Raw genomic sequence first — 15,446 nt, 5'->3', positions numbered from 1 at the left:
TGTAACATCTCCATCGGCAAACAATTGCCGATCACGTCAAAGCTTCCTTCCTGCCGCGCAGCGGCTTTGTGCAACGCCAATATTAAGCGGCCGGTTTGGAGGCGCACCGCGCCGGAAAACCGGTCCGGTGGAGGCCCGACAGGGCCGGAACGAACTTGAATGACTTGTTAGTTGGCATTCCCAACTGCTTTCTGACGGCACTTCATGAAGTTGCTAGGCTTTGCTTTGTCCCCAGAGCTGAAGTCATAGTAACTAGCGTCGCCATTCGGTTTGATAATGAAGGCATATTTGAACGTGGAATCTGAATCGAGACCAAAGTCCCAGCGACGGTCAAAGCCAGCAACTTCAAATTGAGCCGGGTGGGTAACGCCAGCAACTGAAATTGACCCTCCTCGACGGTCCTGATCGACGTGAGCTTCAACCAAAATATCATCCCAACGCCCATATTTGTCTTTGCACTCCCAAACTTCCACGGGCTCTGAAACTGCCGCGGCAGACACTAAAAGACTCCCCACGAAAACCAGCTTCTTCACCTCTAAATCTCCTTCCTATTTGCCCAGCCGCACAACTAACAATGATTAGGTAGCGTGCACGCATATTCAATAAACGTGCGCGCACGATATTGCAGTCTGCTTGCTTGGTGCACGTTTCCTAACTCACTGATTCTATAGACCATTCGTCTCGTCACGGCTAGACGCGCCACAATATCGTGCTTGCAGTTTGCGCCGGGGTCGCTAGTACTGTATATAAACACAGTACTAGACGTGAAGGTGATGTCATGGATTCGACACGCAAGCCCCGTCTGATGGATCAGGTTCGCCGTACGCTGCGCGTGAAGCGCTACAGCATCCGCACGGAGAAGAGCTACTGTTACTGGATACGGTTCTTCATCCGGTACAGCGGCGTACGTCACCCCGCGACTATGGGCGAGGCGGAGGTGCGTGCATTCCTCGAATACTTGGCGGTGGAGCGCAAGGTGGCGGCGGCGACCCAGAATCAGGCGCTCAACGCCCTCGTGTTTCTCTACGCCAAGGTGCTGGAACGGCCGCTCGGCGACATCGGTCAGGTCACCCGCGCACGGCGTCCGCGGCGGCTGCCGGTGGTGCTCTCGCATGAACAGGTCATGGCCGTTCTCGAGGAGCTGGCGCCGGGGATACGGCTGATGGCCTCGTTGATGTACGGCAGCGGCCTGCGGGTCACGGAATTGTGCCGGCTGCGCGTGCAGGATCTGGATTTCGCCCGGGCGGCGATCACGGTGCGTAGCGGCAAGGGGGACAAGGATCGGGTCACCCTTCTGCCTGAGACGCTGCGCGACGAGCTGGAGGCGCGCATAGATGTCGTGCGCCGGACCTTGCAGGGCACGCCTGTTGAGCGCCGGGTACCGGTCACCCTGCCCTACGCGCTCGCTCGGAAGTACCCGAACGCGGGAACGACGTTGGCATGGCAGTGGCTGTTTCCGGCCTCGCGGCCCTGCGTGGATGAAGACGGGCATGTGGTGCGACATCATCTTCACCCCTCGGCCGTGCAGCGGGCGGTATCGGCGGCGATGCGCCGGACCGGGGTTGCCCGCCGGGGATCGTGCCACACACTGAGACACAGCTTCGCGACCAGTCTGCTGGCCGGCGGCACGGATATCCGCACGGTGCAGGAGCTGCTGGGGCACCGAAGCGTGGAAACCACGCAGATCTACACCCACGTGCTGGGTAACAGCTTTGTGGGGGTTCGAAGCCCCCTGGGTTAGCGGCCGGGACCGCCGTCCGTGACTGTTTTCCACTCCCTTGCCACCTCGCCTCCCTCCGCGTGCCGGCGCACGCCCGCTTGGGTCAAGCGCTGCCCCGATCGGCAGGGCGTTGTCCAGTCAGCCGGGCCGGCGCGCGGACGCGGACGTCACCCGCACTTGCTATCCCCGCAATTGAGGCAGGTCAGGCAGCCGTCCATCACGACCATGGCCTTGGTGTGGCACTTGCCGCAGAGCTGGGCGCCTTCGGGGTAGGCGTCGGTGCTGTCGTCGCAGTCGGCGGCGGTCTGGTCCTGGGGTTCGCGGCCTTCGGCTTCGGCGCGCTTTTGCTCGATGAACGCTTTCTGGTGCTCGTCGAGGGTGTCGGTCTCCAGCATGCCGATCTTCTTGAGATGCTGGTCGATGACGTCGCCGATCTCGGCCACCAGTGAAGGCATGAACTTGCCGCCGCGCTTGAAGTAGCCGCCGCGGGGGTCGAAAACGCTGCGCAGCTCCTCGACGAGGAAGGTACAGTCGCCGCCCTTGCGGAACACGGCGGAGACGATGCGGGTCAGCGCCACGATCCACTGGAAGTGGTCCATGTTCTTCGAGTTTATGAAGATCTCGAAGGGGCGGCGGATCTCGTGCTCCGTGCCCGGGTTGAGGACCACGTCGTTGATGGTGACGTAGAGGGCATGCTCCGAGAGCGGGGTCTTGATCTTGTAGGTGGACCCTTCGAGCATTTCGGGGCGTTCGAGCTTTTCGTGCATGTGCTCGATGTTCGCCTCCGCCGCGGCGGCCTGCTGCCCCTGAGTGTCGCTCGCGCTCTCGGGCTTCGCCACCTCGTAGTCGATGATCTTGCTGTCGATCTTGATCGCCATGTTCTCGTCCTCGCGGGGTGCATCGGCCCCGATTTCGTCGTGTCTTGCCGCCATTGTGTCATCCCGGCGCGGGCGGGCGGAGCATGCCGCCCGCCGCAAGTGCATCAGAATCTGCCGTAGTAGCCTTCCTTGAGGGCGTCGTAGAGGTTGGCGGCGGTGTGGATTTCGCCGTCGTACTCGATTTCGTCGCCACCCTTGGCCTCGACCACCTGCCCGTCCTCGAGGACGAAGCGGTAGGTGGTGTTGGCCAGGTCGCTTTCCTTGACGAGCACGCCCTGGAAGGCCTCGGGGTTGAAGCGGAAGGTGGTGCAGCCCTTCAGCCCGTTCTCGTAGGCGTAGCGGTAGATGTCCTTGAAGTCCTCGTAGGCGTAGTCCGTGGGGACGTTCGCCGTCTTGGAGATAGAGCTGTCGATCCACTTCTGCGCCGCCGCCTGGATGTCCACGTGCTGCTTGGGCGTGATGTCATCGGCGGTGATGAAGTACTCCGGCAGGTTGCGCGTCTCCGGATCCGTGGACGGCAGTGCCTCCGGGTCGACGAAGTAGCGGTAGGCGAGCAGCTCGAAGCTGTAGACGCCCACGCTCTCCTTGGACTTCTTGCCCTCGCGGATGACGTTGCGCGTGTAGTGGTGCGCGAAGCTCGGCTCGATGCCGTTGGAGGCATTGTTGGCGAGGGACAGCGAGATGGTGCCCGTGGGCGCGATGGAGCTGTGGTGGGTGAAGCGCGAGCCGCTCTCGGCGAGCTTGTCCACCAGCTCGGGCTCGGCCTCGGCCACCCGCTGCATGTAGCGGCTGTACTTCGCCCAGAGCACACGGCCCTTGATGGTCTGGCCGGGCTTGTAGCCATCCTTTTTCATCTCGGGGCGCTTGGCGAGCATTTCCTTGGTGACGGTGTAGTCCTCGTCCATGATCGGCGCCGCGCCCTTCTCCTCGGCGAGGTCGAGGCCGGTGCGCCAGCCCTCCAGGGCCATCTGCTTGGCGACTTCCTCGGTGAATTCCAGCGAGCGCTCGTCACCGTAGCTCATGCGCAGCATGGTGAGCGTGGAGCCGAGGCCCAGGAAGCCCATGCCGTGGCGGCGCTTGCGCATGATCTCGCTCTGCTGCTGGGGCAGCGGCAGGCCATTGATCTCGACGACATTGTCGAGCATGCGCGTGAAGATGGCCACCACGCGGCGGTACTCGTCCCAGTCGAAGCGGGCTTTCTCGGTGAACGGGTCGCGGACGAACTTGGTGAGGTTCACCGAGCCGAGGAGGCAGGCACCGTACGGGGGCAACGGCTGTTCGCCGCAGTTGTGGGCGTGCAGGCCATTGGCGTCGAAGGTGTTGATGCCGGGCACCTGGACGTCATAGACATCCTCGACGCCGTCATCCTCGACGCCGGTGACGCGGGCGACGAAACGCTCACGGTTGAGCCGACGCGTGTAACTGCCAAGGAGCGCATCGAGGCGGCCCATCTTGTCACTGTCGGCGAAGCCGATCAGCTCGCGGAAGCGGGCCAGGTTCTCGCCGGCGATCACCAGCTCGTGCTGCGGCTGGATGGCGTAGTCGGCGTGACCGCCGCGGCCGTCGGGCAGCCGCGCAGTGTTGGCATCGCGGCGGTCACGGTAGATGCTCGCCGCTATGCCCATACGCAACAGCATCCGCTGCACGGCTTCGAGCCGCGCGAGGTCGGACTGGGCGAGGCGCACGCTCACGCCCTTGGCCTGGGTACCCTGGACGGAGCCGTCGGCATCGAACAGGCCACGCAGGAAACCGCGATAGCCGTCGCTGGAGGCCCGCTCCAGCGCGGGCGTGATTGCCTTGTCACCGGGGGCCATTCCGAGCGACCCGGCGAGCTGCTTGAGCGCACCCAGCGCGAGGCGGTACTCACCACGGCCGGCGACGTGCTGCCAGCCGGTGAAGTCGGCACGGCGCGGCAGCGTCTCCGTGGCGCGCAGGGCGGCGTCCATGATGGCACGGGCGCCGGCGCTCAGACCGCCCGCCTCGCCATTGCCGACAGCGGCGGCCTCCCACACCGACAGCACCGCCTTGTCGGCCTTGAGCGTGCCGTCCCCCACGAGCAGACCGAGGAGGTAGCCCTCGTCCTCGCTCACAGCGCCGTTCCACTCGGCATTGTCGCGGTGATCGTTGAGCAGCACCCGATCGCCGGCGCGAAGCTCGCCGGCAGCGCACCACTCGGTCTCGGTGGTATAGCGGGTGAAGCGGCTCACGCGGCGGATGCGATGGTCCTCGGTGAGCCGCAGGCTGTAGCCTTCGGCGGTCTTGAGCCGCACCACCGGCTTGGTGGCGGTGCGGAAGAAGCCCGCCTCGCCGGAGGCGTGCCCTTCACCGTCCACCCGGGCGACGAACGAACGGCCGACGAGCTCGCGCACCTGGCGGGGCCCTTCGTCGGTCTGCACCCACGTATCCGCCGTCACGCAGGGGTTGGTCGCACGGATCTCCTCGCAGAACCAGTTGTTGTTCATCTCGTTGACGCGGTCGATGAGGATGAACCCGGGCTCGGCGTAGTCGTAGGTGGAGGTCATGATCATGTCCCAGATGCGCTGGGCCTTGATCCTGCGGTAGACCCGGCAGGCGACCATGCCGTCGTCGCGGGTGATGTAGCCCTTGCGCCGCGGCCACTCGCGCCAGACCACCTGCTCCGGGTCGTTCAAGTCGATGCCGTCCATCTCCGCTTCTTTCTCGGAGAGCGGGAAGGCGAGCGGCCAGTCGTCGCCATCCTGCACCGCCTGCATGAAGCCGTCGGTGATCAGCAGCGAGAGGTTGAACTGGCGCAGGCGCGCGTCCTCGCGCTTGGCGCGGATGAAGTCGAGCACGTCCGGATGGCCCACGTCGAAGGTGGCCATCTGCGCACCGCGGCGGCCACCGGCGGAGGAGACCGTGAAGCACATGCGGTCGTAGATGTCCATGAACGACAGGGGCCCGGAGGTGTAGGCGCCGGCGCCGGAGACGTACGCCCCCTTGGGGCGAAGCGTGGAGAACTCGTAGCCGATGCCGCAACCGGCCTTCAGGGTCAGGCCCGCCTCGTGGACCTTGTCGAGTATGTCGTCCATCGAATCGCCGATGGTCGCCGAGACGGTGCAGTTGATGGTGGACGTGGCGGGCTTGTGCTCCCAGGCGCCGGCGTTGGAGGTGATACGGCCGGCCGGGATGGCGCCGCGACGCAGCGCCCAGAGGAACTTCTCGTACCACTCGTCGCGCTTGTCGGGCACTTCGACTTCGGCGAGCGCGCGCGCGACGCGCTTGAAGGTGTCGTCCACGGTCTCATCGAGCACCGTGCCGTCCTTGGTCTTCAGCCGGTACTTCTTGTCCCAGATGTCCTGGGACGCCGGCTGAATCGGGATCTCGGCGACGGCGTTCGGCAAGGCGCGTACCTTTGCAGCGGTACTCATGGATCCGGTCCCCCTGGAAGTATTGCACAGGCTCTAAGGTCGGGTATGTCAACGGCTTACGCCGTTTATCCACAACATATGAACAGCTTGTTCTCGTTCAACCGCTATATGTTGTGGTTGGTGACGGGAATGGTATACCAGAAATGGGGACTGTCAACCGCGCTCGTGCACCCTTTCACACCACCCGATGCGGGGGGCTCCGTAGTCCTACGGACGGCGCGAACGGCCGTTATTGCCTAGCCTGAAATAGCAGCGCCGCATGACCCCTCGGAGGCCCCCCATGCGCTGGACACTCCTGGCCGGCTTGCTCGTCGGGCTGATGCCCCTGGCGGTACTCGCCGCACCCCCCACCGTCCCCGGCGACGACCTGCCGGAGATACCGATGGCACGCTTCGCCGAGGAGACCCTGCCCGGCGGTCCGGGCAAGGACGGCATTCCCGCCATCGACGAGCCGCAGTTCGTCGCCGCCGATGGCGCCGGCGACTGGCTGGCCGACGGCGATATCATCTTCGGCGTGGTACTCGACGGTCACGCCCGGGCCTACCCACAGCGGGTGCTGGTCTGGCACGAGATCGTCAACGACCGCCTCGCTGGCCAGCCGGTGAGCGTGACCTACTGCCCCCTCACCGCCACGGCCATTGGATTCCATCGCGGCGGGACGACGCTTGGCGTGAGCGGCAACCTGGTGAATTCCAACCTGGTGATGTACGACCGCGCCACCGACAGCCGCTGGCCGCAGATCCTCGGTGCCGCGGTGAAGGGGGAGCACAAGGGCCGCCGGCTCGAGGAATTCCGCGTGATCTGGACGACCTGGGCGCGCTGGCGCGAGGCGCATCCTGACACTGACGTACTCTCCACGGACACCGGCTACTTCCGCAACTACGAGCGCGACCCCTACGGCGGCTACAATCCGACGAGCGGTTACTACGACGGCGGCGGCCCCGCGTTCCCGGTGATGCGCCGGGACGAACGCCTGCCGGCGAAGCACATGGTCATGGGCGCACGCACGCAGGCCGGTGCCGTGGCCTTCGACAAGAGCGTGCTTCGCCGCCAGGGTCTGCTCGAAGCCGACGTTGGCGGTGAGCGGTTCGTGGCGGTCTACGACCCCGCATTGGACACGGGCTACGTCTACCGTGTGCCACCGGAGTGGACCGGGCGCTATGAGGACGGCGCAGTGGTCACCGACGACGGCGGGCACGCCCCCGGCGACCTGCCCCTGGAGCGGGTGAACGTCATGGACGCGTTCTGGTTCGCCTGGGCGGCGTTCTACCCGGACACTACGCTGGTGGGGGGCAAGAGTGCTTGAAGCGTTGCGTACCGGCTGCGCCCGGGCGCTACGCGGTGGCACGCGACGTGTGACCCTGGCTACCATGGGCCTGGTCTATGCCACCGTCTACCTCTACGCGGTGGGCGACCTGGACTTCGGTGCCTGGAAGCCGGTGGCCTGGCAGGTGGCCGCCGACCCGTGGCCCCTCATGTTCCAGGCGCGCGGGCCGTGGTACTTCGAGACCGTCGCCCGGTTGCAGACGGGTTGGGCAAGCCTGCTCGTCGCGCCGGTGAATATCGCCATCGCGGTTGTGCTCGGGGCGCTGGTGGCGGTGAACGCAGGGCTCGCCTGGCACATGGTGCGCACCCCGCGCGCCTGCGCCACCGGCGGGCCGACCACCGGGGTGCTCGCCGCGGTGCCGGCATTGCTGGCGGGCTCGGCATGCTGCGGCCCGGCGCTGCTGCTCGCCCTGAGCATTCCCGCCACCGCCACGCTCATCGGGGTATTCGGCATGATGGTGCCGTTGGCGTTCGTGATGCTGGTCGGCGCGTTGGTGTTCAACGCGCGGCGGATCGCGGCGTAGCAGCTCGTAGGCCCGCTATGCCTGGCGGCCGACACCCGTTGCATTGGTCGGCCGATGTTGGGCACCGCCTGCGGCGGTCCCCAACCTACGTGACCGAACCCGTGGGCCGACCGGCAGCGCCGCCGCGCTCGCCGATACACCGTGTGGCACCAACAACCGTAGGTCGGTTGCTCTCGGCAACCGACACTCCCCGCACGGGCTCCGCCGCCCTTGGCACCTGACAACCAACACCCGTACCACGAATTGACCAATGTCGGGCACCGCCTGCGGCGGTCCCCAACCTACGTGACCGAACCCGTGGGCCGACCGGGCAGCGCGGCCACGCTCACCGAAACACCGTGTGGCACCAACAACCGTGGGTCGGTTGCTCTCGGCAACCGACACTCCCCGCACAGGCTCCACGCTTCGCACCCGGCAGCCAACCCCCGTGCCACAGATTGACCGATGTTGGGCACCGCCTGCGGCGGTCCCCAACCTACGTGACCGAACCCGTGGGCCGACCGGGCAGCGCGGCCACGCTCACCGAAACACCGTGTGGCACCAACAACCGTGGGTCGGTTGCTCTCGGCAACCGACACTCCCCGCACGGGCTCCGCCACCCTTGGCACCTGACAACGAACACCCCTGCCACGGATTGACCGATGTTGGGCACCGCCTGCGGCGGTCCCCAACCTACGTGACCGAACCCGCGGGCCGACCGGGCAGCGCCGCCACGCTCACCGAAACACCGTGTGGCACCAACAACCGTAGGTCGGTTGCTCTCGGCAACCGACACTCCCCGCACGGGCTCCGCCACCCTTGGCACCTGACAACCAACACCCGTGCCACGAATTGACCGATGTCGGGCACCGCCTACGGCGGTCCCCAACCTACGTGACTGACATACATCAGCGCGCCGGCCAACGCGGAGAGAAAGGCAACCACCATCGTCGATGTTGTTGCAGTGCAATAACACTGTTGCGCTCGATGACCGTCTCGGTCATCCTACGCCGCCGATGGCATGCCTGCCACGAGGCTCAAGATCGGTGAATACCCGGAGCCTCATTTCGATGGGCAGGCTGCTATCAAGGAAGTATTGCCGTGGCTGGCCATGTTGGCTGGCAGGGATACATGAGCAATCATCAACAAGGAAGATGACCATGCGCTTCTTTACCGCACTTACCGCTGTTGCTCTGAGTAGCACTCTCCTCTTCGGCTGCAAGAGCATGTCAACCGAGGGGCTGATACATTCCGGCTCGACCGCCATGGAAGGCGCCACGCTGACTGACGAGGAAGTCATCAGCATGGCCGACAAGTCCTGTGCACAGATGGACGCCAAGGCGAAGATCGCCAGTCCGGACTCGGTCTACAGCAAGCGCCTGGCACGCATTGCCGACAACCTCGGTGACGAGGTCGATGGCACCTCGATCGACTACAAGGTCTACCTGACGGATGTCCCCAATGCCTTCGCCATGGCCAATGGATGCGTGCGTGTCTATAGCGGCCTGATGGACATGATGAACGACAATGAGGTCACGGCTGTTCTGGGCCACGAGCTGGGCCACGTTGCGCTGGGCCATGTCAAATCGTCCATGCAAACAGCCTATGCGGCCTATGCGGCACGCAGTGCCCTGGCATCCTCCAGCAATGACAAGGTTGCCGCGCTCTCCAAATCCCAGCTCGGTGATCTGGGCGAGAAGTTCATCAATGCACAGTTTTCCCAGAGCCAGGAGGCAGCCGCTGATAACTTCTCCTTCGACCTGCTTGGCGAACGGGGCATTTCCCGCAAAGGCCAGATCACGGGGCTCGAGAAACTGGCCAGCCTCGATGGTAATGCGGGCGGTCTCCTCTCCACGCACCCGGCTTCGGCCGAGCGCGCCGAGAACATGCGCGAGCGCCTCAACGAAGAGACGTAACCCATCGCCGGCGGGCGCGTTCCGCCTCGCCATTGCTCAGTGAATTGGGTTTTCGAAAGCGAAGCTGCCCATATCGTCTTTCCTAATATGGGCAGCTTTTCTTCGTCTTGTGGCAATGCGGATTAATCCGCTCTCGTGGGCCATCCCGCCAACGCCGCCGTGCTCGCCGACACACCGTGTGGTGCCAACAACCGTAGATACTCCGTTGTCGGTCTCGCGCGCTGTGCATGAACACCGCTGAACAGTCGCCGCAGGTCGGCGAGCGTGTAGCGCTGGCCGACATACCCGTCGCAGAGATGTCGGCTACCAAGTGCAGCCGACCCGGCTCGAGCCCCAAACACGGAAACGAGCCGCGCGTAGATACCCCGTTGCCGGTCACTCGTAGGTCGGCTGCACTCGGCAGCCGACTCTCTCCGCACGGGCTCCGCCCTTCGCACCTGAAGCCAACACCCGTGCCACGGATTGACCAATGTTGGGCACCGTCTGCGGCGGTCCCCAACCTATATGGCGTTCAACTTGTCGCGTTCGGCTTGCCTCTGGGTCGTGGTTGACGTCCAGTGGTGAGACTCGCCACCGCCGCGCCTGCGAGCTGAAGGCCGGCGCCGACGAGCAACGCGTGCTGCAGACCGGCGAACGTGTCGGCATCGAGCGCGAAGATCGCGCCGAGCACCGCGACGCCACCGGTCGCACCCACCATCCTGGCGACGTTGATCAATGCCGCTGCTGTGCCCGCGCGGGGCGCCGGGACAGCGGCGATGGCGGCGCCCAGCAGCGGCCCGGTGGCCAGGCCGGTGCCGACACCGGTCATGGCGAGCGCCACCATGGTGGCCGGCATCGATGCCCGGGCCGCTGCCACTGCGACGACCACCAATCCGGCGGCGGCGATGGCGACGCCACCACTCGCCATCACGGGCGTGCCCACGCGAGCCGTCAACGCACCGGACAGCGGCGAGACGAGCACGAATGCCAACGCCATCGGCATCAACGCCACCCCGGCCCCCACCGGCCCGAACATCTCCGCCTGCTGCCACGCCAGGGGCAACAGGAACAGAACGCCGTACATCCCGAACGTCATGCTCGCCGTGGCCGCCATGGCGCCGGTGAACGCCGGCGCGCGGAACAAACCGAGCGGCATCATTGCGCCGTCACCGAGCCGTCGCTCGTTGGCGAAAAACACGGCCAGTGCCACCACTGCACCGACGGCCGCCACTACTGCGACAATGGGCGCGTGGTGAGACTGGATGGCCGCGACCGCGGCGCCAGCGAGAGCGGCCGCGCCGAACACCTGCCCCACCACGTCGAAGCGACGGCCCCCGGCCTCGGACGACTCGGGCAACGCACTGGCAGCGATAAGGGCGAGAGCGCCGCCGAACGGGATCACCACGTAGAAAATGCTACGCCAGCCAAGGGCGTGCATCAGCAACCCGCCCAGCGTCGGTCCCATGGCGAGTGCGAGGCCATTGCAGCCCGCCCACAGGCCCAGGACCTTGCCGCGCGCCACCGGATCGGGCCACAGGACCCGAATGATCGCCAGCGATGCCGGCAGCAATAACGCCGCACCGAGGCCCGCCAGCGCCCGTGCGCCGATGAGCACCGGCACGGACGTGGCTACTGCACACAGCGCCGATGCCGCCGTGAAAAAGCGGCCGCACCGACCAGGAACATACGGCGCCGGCCGTAGAGATCGGCGAGTAGCCCACCGGTGAGCAGCAACGCCGCGTAGACCAGGTTGTAAATGGCCACCACCCATTGAAGGGCGTCCACCGAGGCGCGAAAGTAGTCGCCGATGGGTCGTGCCGCGACGTTGACCACGGAGGTATCGAGCTGGGCCAGAACCACGGCCGCGCAAACCGCCGTGAGCGCCGGACGCCGGCTCGCCGGCCGGGTGTGTTCCGCCAGGGAATGCGCAGGGGCGCTTGCCGCCATTGAAATCTCCCGGTCGCATCCGAATGACGGCGGAACGGTAGCGCGCCCGCGGAGCGCATCGTTTCGACGCATATCGAAGCTTCCGGGGCAGGGACGGCGTTATTCTGGCCACAAGCTAGGAGGCAGGCCATGACGTTCGCACCCACCGTGTCCAGCACCGCATCGCTGATCGCCGACCCCACCCGCTGGGCCATGCTGGCAACGCTGCTGGACGGCCGTGCGCTACCCGCAGGAGAGCTGGCCCACGCTGCAGGGGTGACCGCGCAGACGGCCAGCACCCACCTGAGCAAGCTTCGCGAAGGTGGCCTGATTGCGCTGGAGCGGCAGGGGCGCCATCGCTACTACCGCCTGGCCGGCACCCACGTGGCCGAAGCGATCGAGCGGCTTGCCAGCATCGAACCGGAGGCGCCGCGGCAACGCCCCCGCAAGCGCGGCTATAGCCCGGCGCTGCAGTTCGCCCGCCGCTGCTACGATCACTTGGCCGGACAACTCGGCGTTGCCGTCACCCGCAGCCTGCTGGAGAAGGATTTGATAGCGCCGGCGGACGAGAAGCGCTTCGAGGTCACGCCGGCAGGCGTGCAGTGGTTCCGGGACCTGGGCCTGGACGTTACCGCCCTGGGGTTGCCTCCGAGCGGCCTCGCCCGGCGCTGCCTCGACGCCAGCGAGCGCTTCCATCACCTGGGTGGCCCGCTCGGAGTCGCCCTGCTCGACAACTTCTGCAGTCGTGGCTGGTTGTCCCACTCACGCACCTCTCGGGCCGTGCGCGTGACCCCGGCGGGGAATGCGGCACTCAGGCGCTACCTGCGCCTGGACGATCCGTCGCTGCGCGCATCGCAGCAGTAATGACGGACCGCGAAGCGGTTGGCCCGGCGGAAAGCCCCCGGGCCGACCCATCAGCTCGCCACCGTGAACCGCCGCCCGCGATGGCGCGGCCGTTCGATCTCGTCCACGAGTGCCACGGCGAGATCCTCCATGGAGATCCGCGAAGCGCCCTGCTCGTCCACCAGCAGCTCGTCGGTGCCGAGGCGGTAGTGGCCCGTGCGTTCGCCGGGTTCGAGCAGCGCCGGCGGGCTCAGGTACGCCCAGTCCACCCGGGTTTCGCCGCGGCAGGTTTCGAGCTGATCGACGCACGCCTGGGCGAGATCGCGGTAAGCAGGCGATAGGTAGTCGGGGTCGTCGACGACGGTGAGCCCGTCGGTACCGGGGACGGTCAGGCTGCCTGCACCACCGGAGATCAGCAGACGCGTGCCGCTGTCGGTGAGGCCGGCGAGCAGGGTCTGGGTGGTCTCGACAAGCTCGCGCTCGCGGCCGGGCACCGGCCGGGTGGCGGCGACCACCACGTCCGCGCCCGCACTGAGCGCGCTGACGTCGTCGGCGTTCCGTGCATCGCCGACGCGCACAGCGGCAGCTCCGGGCAATGCATCGGCCCGCGCCTGATCGCGAACGACGGCGGTAACGTCGTGCCCCCGGGCCAATGCCTCCGCTACCACCCGACTGCCCACGTTGCCCGCCGCGCCGAAGATCGTGATACGCATGGTCGTTGCTCCTTGTCTCGTCGGTAAGTTCTGGTCGTCTCGAACCGCCCCCTAGCGGCGGAACGAGGCGGGGGTGAGCTGGGCGGCGACAATGGCCGTGAGCCCGAGCGCGAAACCGAGGCCCTGAGCCGGCGTCAGCGCCTGCCCGAGCACCAGCCAGCCCAGTGCCGTCGCCATCACCGGCGACAGCAGCCCGAGAAACGAGACAGCGGCCACCGACAGCTTCGCCAAGCCCTGGAACCACAGGGCGTAAGCGAGCAGCGTGCCCGGCAGTGCCAGCCAGGCGTAGCCGGCGAGCGCGGAAGCGCTCAGAGCCGGCGGCAGGCCTTCCACGGCGAGGGCGAGCGGCGCGAGCAGCAGACCGCCCGCGGTGAGCTGCCAGCCGGTGAACGCAAGCAGCCCCACCGGCCGCCCCCAGCGCCGCGTGAGCACCACGCCCGTGGCCATGGCCACGGCACCAGCGAACCCGGCCGCCAGCCCCAGCGGATCGATGGCGAGCTCGCCCCGCAGCACCATCAGCGCCACACCGGCCACGCCGGCGACGCCCCAGCCGAGGCGCCAGCGCGTCGGCCGCTCGCTGAGGAGCACGAACGCGAGTCCCGCCACCAACAGCGGCTGGACGGCATTCAGCGTCGCCGCCACACCGCCGGGTAGCCGGTAGGCCGCGACGAAGAGCAAGGCGAAGAACGCGCCGATGTTCAGCGTGCCGAGAACCGCCGAACGCCACCACCAGGCGCCCCGGGGCAGCGTCCGGGTGAACACCAGTACGGCAAGGCCTGCCGGCAGCGCCCGTAGTGCGCCGGAGAGCAGCGGCCGACCGGCGGGCAGGAGCTCGGTGGTCACCACATAGGTGGTTCCCCACATCAGCGGCGCCAGCGCCGTCAGGGCGGTCAGCCAGAAGACGGCGGCACGGTCACTGACCGCAGTCGGTATCGCCGTGGGGTAGGTCTGTGTTGCGGCCATGGCAAACACCTTAACGTTTTACTATTCAATGTTGAGGAACGTAACGCGTCTGATAGGCTTACGTCAAACAGTTCAACGTTGAGGTGTTTCATGAAGGACAATGTCGACGGACTGCTGGCGCAGTGGCGGCGGGAACGGCCGGACATCGACCCGACACCGATGGGCGTGGTGGGCCGCATATCGCGAAGCTCACGGATGCTGGAACGGGCGCTGCGCGAGCACTTCGCCGCCCGGGACCTCCAGGCCCACGAGTTCGACATACTGGCGACGCTACGGCGTTCGGGGGAGCCCTACCGGTTGACGGCCGGGGCGCTGGTGCAGGCCTCCATGGTCACCTACGGCGCCATCGCCAACCGGATCGACCGGCTCGTCGCCAAGGAACTGGTCACTCGCGAGACCGACCCGGACAACCGCCGCAATGTGCTGATCACTCTCACCGACCGGGGTCGGCAACTGGTGGACGAGATCGTGGTGGACCACGTCGGCCACGAGCGCGAGCTTCTGGCGTCACTGAGCGAGGACGAGCAGTCGCAGCTCGCCGAGCTTCTGCGCAAGCTGCTCATCGGACTCGGAGACGCGCCGTGACAGGCAGAGCGTCAGCATTGAGTCAGAAACGGTAACGGCCCCGCGCTCGCCGACCTAATGGCCGCCGACGCATTCGCGTCATCGCGGCGCTCGATCGGGTGGGTAGATCGGCTGCGCTCGGCTGCCGACATCACGACGCCGGAACGTCGGCCGGCGCTGCACGTTCGCCGACTTTCGCGGTTGCTCGTCACTCCGCGCGTTGGATTCAGGCGTCGTACGGGCGCTCGACCAGCCGCTGGGAGATCCACCAGATGTTGCCGTGGGCGTCGCGGACACCGCCCTGGCGGTCGCCGTAGGGCATGTCGGCGACGGCCATCTCCAGGCTCGCGCCATGGGCCAGCGCCCGTTCCATAGCCGCGTTGGCGTCGGCGACGTAAAGGTAGTAGGCCGCCGGCATGGCCGGGTAGTCCGCCGACGCCTCGCTCACCATCACCGTGGCGTCGCCGATTCGAACCTGGGCGTTGGCGATGCAACCGTCCGGTCGATGATGGCGCAGCACCCCTCACCGCCGAGCCCATCGACCAGAAAGTCCACGAAGCGCTCCGCCTCGTTGACGAAGATGTAGGGGGTAACGGTGGCGAATCCGGGTGGGACGTACACGGCAGCCGCTCCTTGCTGTTGGCTTCAGGTTGAAAGTCTCCGCCCCACCATGCGGCGGCGCGCTGTCGCGCGGCTAACAGGGGGATAATGGAAGGCGCGTGGGGC

The 15,446-nt window shown here is 66.5% G+C and carries 15 protein-coding genes; 6 read left to right on the top strand and 9 right to left on the bottom strand.

What is annotated here, in order from left to right; all coding sequences use genetic code 11:
- Positions 1–167: 167 nt before the first annotated feature.
- A complete protein-coding gene (locus tag ACPEES_RS22045; protein WP_435106393.1) occupies positions 168–533 on the bottom strand; it encodes a hypothetical protein in 366 nt (121 codons plus the stop codon).
- 245 nt (positions 534–778) lie between these two features.
- On the opposite strand from ACPEES_RS22045, the gene ACPEES_RS22040 reads away from it, so the two are divergent.
- On the top strand, positions 779–1,741 hold the full coding sequence (locus ACPEES_RS22040; RefSeq protein ID WP_435106391.1) for an integron integrase: 963 nt from the start codon (positions 779–781) through the stop codon (positions 1,739–1,741).
- Positions 1,742–1,887: 146 nt separating this feature from the next.
- Here ACPEES_RS22040 and ACPEES_RS22035 read toward each other — a convergent pair whose 3' ends face one another.
- A complete protein-coding gene (locus tag ACPEES_RS22035; RefSeq protein WP_435106397.1) occupies positions 1,888–2,598 on the bottom strand; it encodes a TSCPD domain-containing protein in 711 nt (236 codons plus the stop codon).
- Between the two features lie 104 nt (positions 2,599–2,702).
- Positions 2,703–5,987, bottom strand: a complete 3,285-nt coding sequence (locus ACPEES_RS22030) for an LAGLIDADG family homing endonuclease (protein ID WP_435106390.1) — start codon at positions 5,985–5,987, stop codon at positions 2,703–2,705.
- Positions 5,988–6,267: 280 nt separating this feature from the next.
- On the opposite strand from ACPEES_RS22030, the gene ACPEES_RS22025 reads away from it, so the two are divergent.
- The 3 genes from ACPEES_RS22025 to ACPEES_RS22015 all read left to right on the top strand — a co-directional run bounded on the left by ACPEES_RS22025 (position 6,268) and on the right by ACPEES_RS22015 (position 9,732).
- Complete coding sequence (locus ACPEES_RS22025) at positions 6,268–7,293, top strand: DUF3179 domain-containing protein (RefSeq protein ID WP_435106388.1); 1,026 nt, start codon at positions 6,268–6,270, stop codon at positions 7,291–7,293.
- On the top strand, positions 7,286–7,837 hold the full coding sequence (locus ACPEES_RS22020; protein WP_435106386.1) for a hypothetical protein: 552 nt from the start codon (positions 7,286–7,288) through the stop codon (positions 7,835–7,837). Before ACPEES_RS22025 ends, ACPEES_RS22020 begins: the two co-directional genes overlap by 8 nt.
- 1,139 nt (positions 7,838–8,976) lie before the next feature.
- Entirely contained in the window at positions 8,977–9,732 is a 756-nt protein-coding gene (locus ACPEES_RS22015; RefSeq protein ID WP_435106384.1) for a M48 family metalloprotease, read from the top strand.
- A 511-nt stretch (positions 9,733–10,243) separates the two neighbouring features.
- Here ACPEES_RS22015 and ACPEES_RS22010 read toward each other — a convergent pair.
- Positions 10,244–11,332: an MFS transporter gene (locus ACPEES_RS22010; RefSeq protein WP_435106382.1), complete on the bottom strand. Its 1,089-nt coding sequence runs from the start codon at positions 11,330–11,332 to the stop codon at positions 10,244–10,246.
- Between the two features lie 8 nt (positions 11,333–11,340).
- The gene (locus ACPEES_RS22005; RefSeq protein ID WP_435106380.1) at positions 11,341–11,658 is read right to left on the bottom strand and encodes an MFS transporter; all 318 of its coding nucleotides are present in this window, start codon (positions 11,656–11,658) and stop codon (positions 11,341–11,343) included.
- Between the two features lie 129 nt (positions 11,659–11,787).
- On the opposite strand from ACPEES_RS22005, the gene ACPEES_RS22000 reads away from it, so the two are divergent.
- Positions 11,788–12,501 (top strand): ArsR/SmtB family transcription factor, encoded by a 714-nt coding sequence (locus tag ACPEES_RS22000; protein WP_435106379.1) that lies wholly within the window; start codon positions 11,788–11,790, stop codon positions 12,499–12,501.
- A 50-nt stretch (positions 12,502–12,551) separates the two neighbouring features.
- On the opposite strand, the gene ACPEES_RS21995 is transcribed toward ACPEES_RS22000, so the two are convergent.
- Positions 12,552–13,193, bottom strand: a complete 642-nt coding sequence (locus ACPEES_RS21995) for an NAD(P)-dependent oxidoreductase (RefSeq protein WP_435106377.1) — start codon at positions 13,191–13,193, stop codon at positions 12,552–12,554.
- Between the two features lie 51 nt (positions 13,194–13,244).
- Positions 13,245–14,156 (bottom strand): EamA family transporter, encoded by a 912-nt coding sequence (locus tag ACPEES_RS21990; RefSeq protein WP_435106375.1) that lies wholly within the window; start codon positions 14,154–14,156, stop codon positions 13,245–13,247.
- Positions 14,157–14,246: 90 nt separating this feature from the next.
- On the opposite strand from ACPEES_RS21990, the gene ACPEES_RS21985 reads away from it, so the two are divergent.
- Positions 14,247–14,741 carry a MarR family winged helix-turn-helix transcriptional regulator gene (locus ACPEES_RS21985; protein WP_435106373.1) on the top strand — a complete coding sequence of 165 codons (495 nt, stop codon included), beginning with the start codon at positions 14,247–14,249 and terminating at the stop codon, positions 14,739–14,741.
- A gap of 205 nt (positions 14,742–14,946) precedes the next feature.
- Here the strand turns inward: ACPEES_RS21985 and ACPEES_RS21980 are convergent, their stop codons facing one another.
- Both ACPEES_RS21980 and ACPEES_RS21975 read right to left on the bottom strand, forming a co-directional pair.
- Positions 14,947–15,171 (bottom strand): VOC family protein, encoded by a 225-nt coding sequence (locus ACPEES_RS21980; protein WP_435106395.1) that lies wholly within the window; start codon positions 15,169–15,171, stop codon positions 14,947–14,949.
- On the bottom strand, positions 15,171–15,341 hold the full coding sequence (locus tag ACPEES_RS21975) for a hypothetical protein (protein ID WP_435106371.1): 171 nt from the start codon (positions 15,339–15,341) through the stop codon (positions 15,171–15,173). Before ACPEES_RS21975 ends, ACPEES_RS21980 begins: the two co-directional genes overlap by 1 nt.
- Positions 15,342–15,446: the final 105 nt, after the last annotated feature.

Source organism: Arhodomonas sp. AD133 (assembly GCF_051195215.1).
Taxonomy (GTDB): Bacteria; Pseudomonadota; Gammaproteobacteria; order Nitrococcales; family Nitrococcaceae; genus Arhodomonas.
This window is presented reverse-complemented; position numbering and strand designations above follow the sequence as displayed.

What these genes read in the sequence shown, in the direction of transcription:
- ACPEES_RS22040 (WP_435106391.1), top strand. Translation starts at nt 779, where the DNA reads ATGGATTCGACACGCAAGCCCCGTCTGATGGATCAGGTTCGCCGTACG.
- ACPEES_RS22035 (WP_435106397.1), bottom strand. Translation starts at nt 2,598, where the DNA reads ATGGCGATCAAGATCGACAGCAAGATCATCGACTACGAGGTGGCGAAG.
- ACPEES_RS22030 (WP_435106390.1), bottom strand. Translation starts at nt 5,987, where the DNA reads ATGAGTACCGCTGCAAAGGTACGCGCCTTGCCGAACGCCGTCGCCGAG.
- ACPEES_RS22025 (WP_435106388.1), top strand. Translation starts at nt 6,268, where the DNA reads ATGCGCTGGACACTCCTGGCCGGCTTGCTCGTCGGGCTGATGCCCCTG.
- ACPEES_RS22015 (WP_435106384.1), top strand. Translation starts at nt 8,977, where the DNA reads ATGCGCTTCTTTACCGCACTTACCGCTGTTGCTCTGAGTAGCACTCTC.
- ACPEES_RS22005 (WP_435106380.1), bottom strand. Translation starts at nt 11,658, where the DNA reads ATGGCGGCAAGCGCCCCTGCGCATTCCCTGGCGGAACACACCCGGCCG.
- ACPEES_RS22000 (WP_435106379.1), top strand. Translation starts at nt 11,788, where the DNA reads ATGACGTTCGCACCCACCGTGTCCAGCACCGCATCGCTGATCGCCGAC.
- ACPEES_RS21995 (WP_435106377.1), bottom strand. Translation starts at nt 13,193, where the DNA reads ATGCGTATCACGATCTTCGGCGCGGCGGGCAACGTGGGCAGTCGGGTG.
- ACPEES_RS21990 (WP_435106375.1), bottom strand. Translation starts at nt 14,156, where the DNA reads ATGGCCGCAACACAGACCTACCCCACGGCGATACCGACTGCGGTCAGT.
- ACPEES_RS21985 (WP_435106373.1), top strand. Translation starts at nt 14,247, where the DNA reads ATGAAGGACAATGTCGACGGACTGCTGGCGCAGTGGCGGCGGGAACGG.
- ACPEES_RS21980 (WP_435106395.1), bottom strand. Translation starts at nt 15,171, where the DNA reads ATGGTGAGCGAGGCGTCGGCGGACTACCCGGCCATGCCGGCGGCCTAC.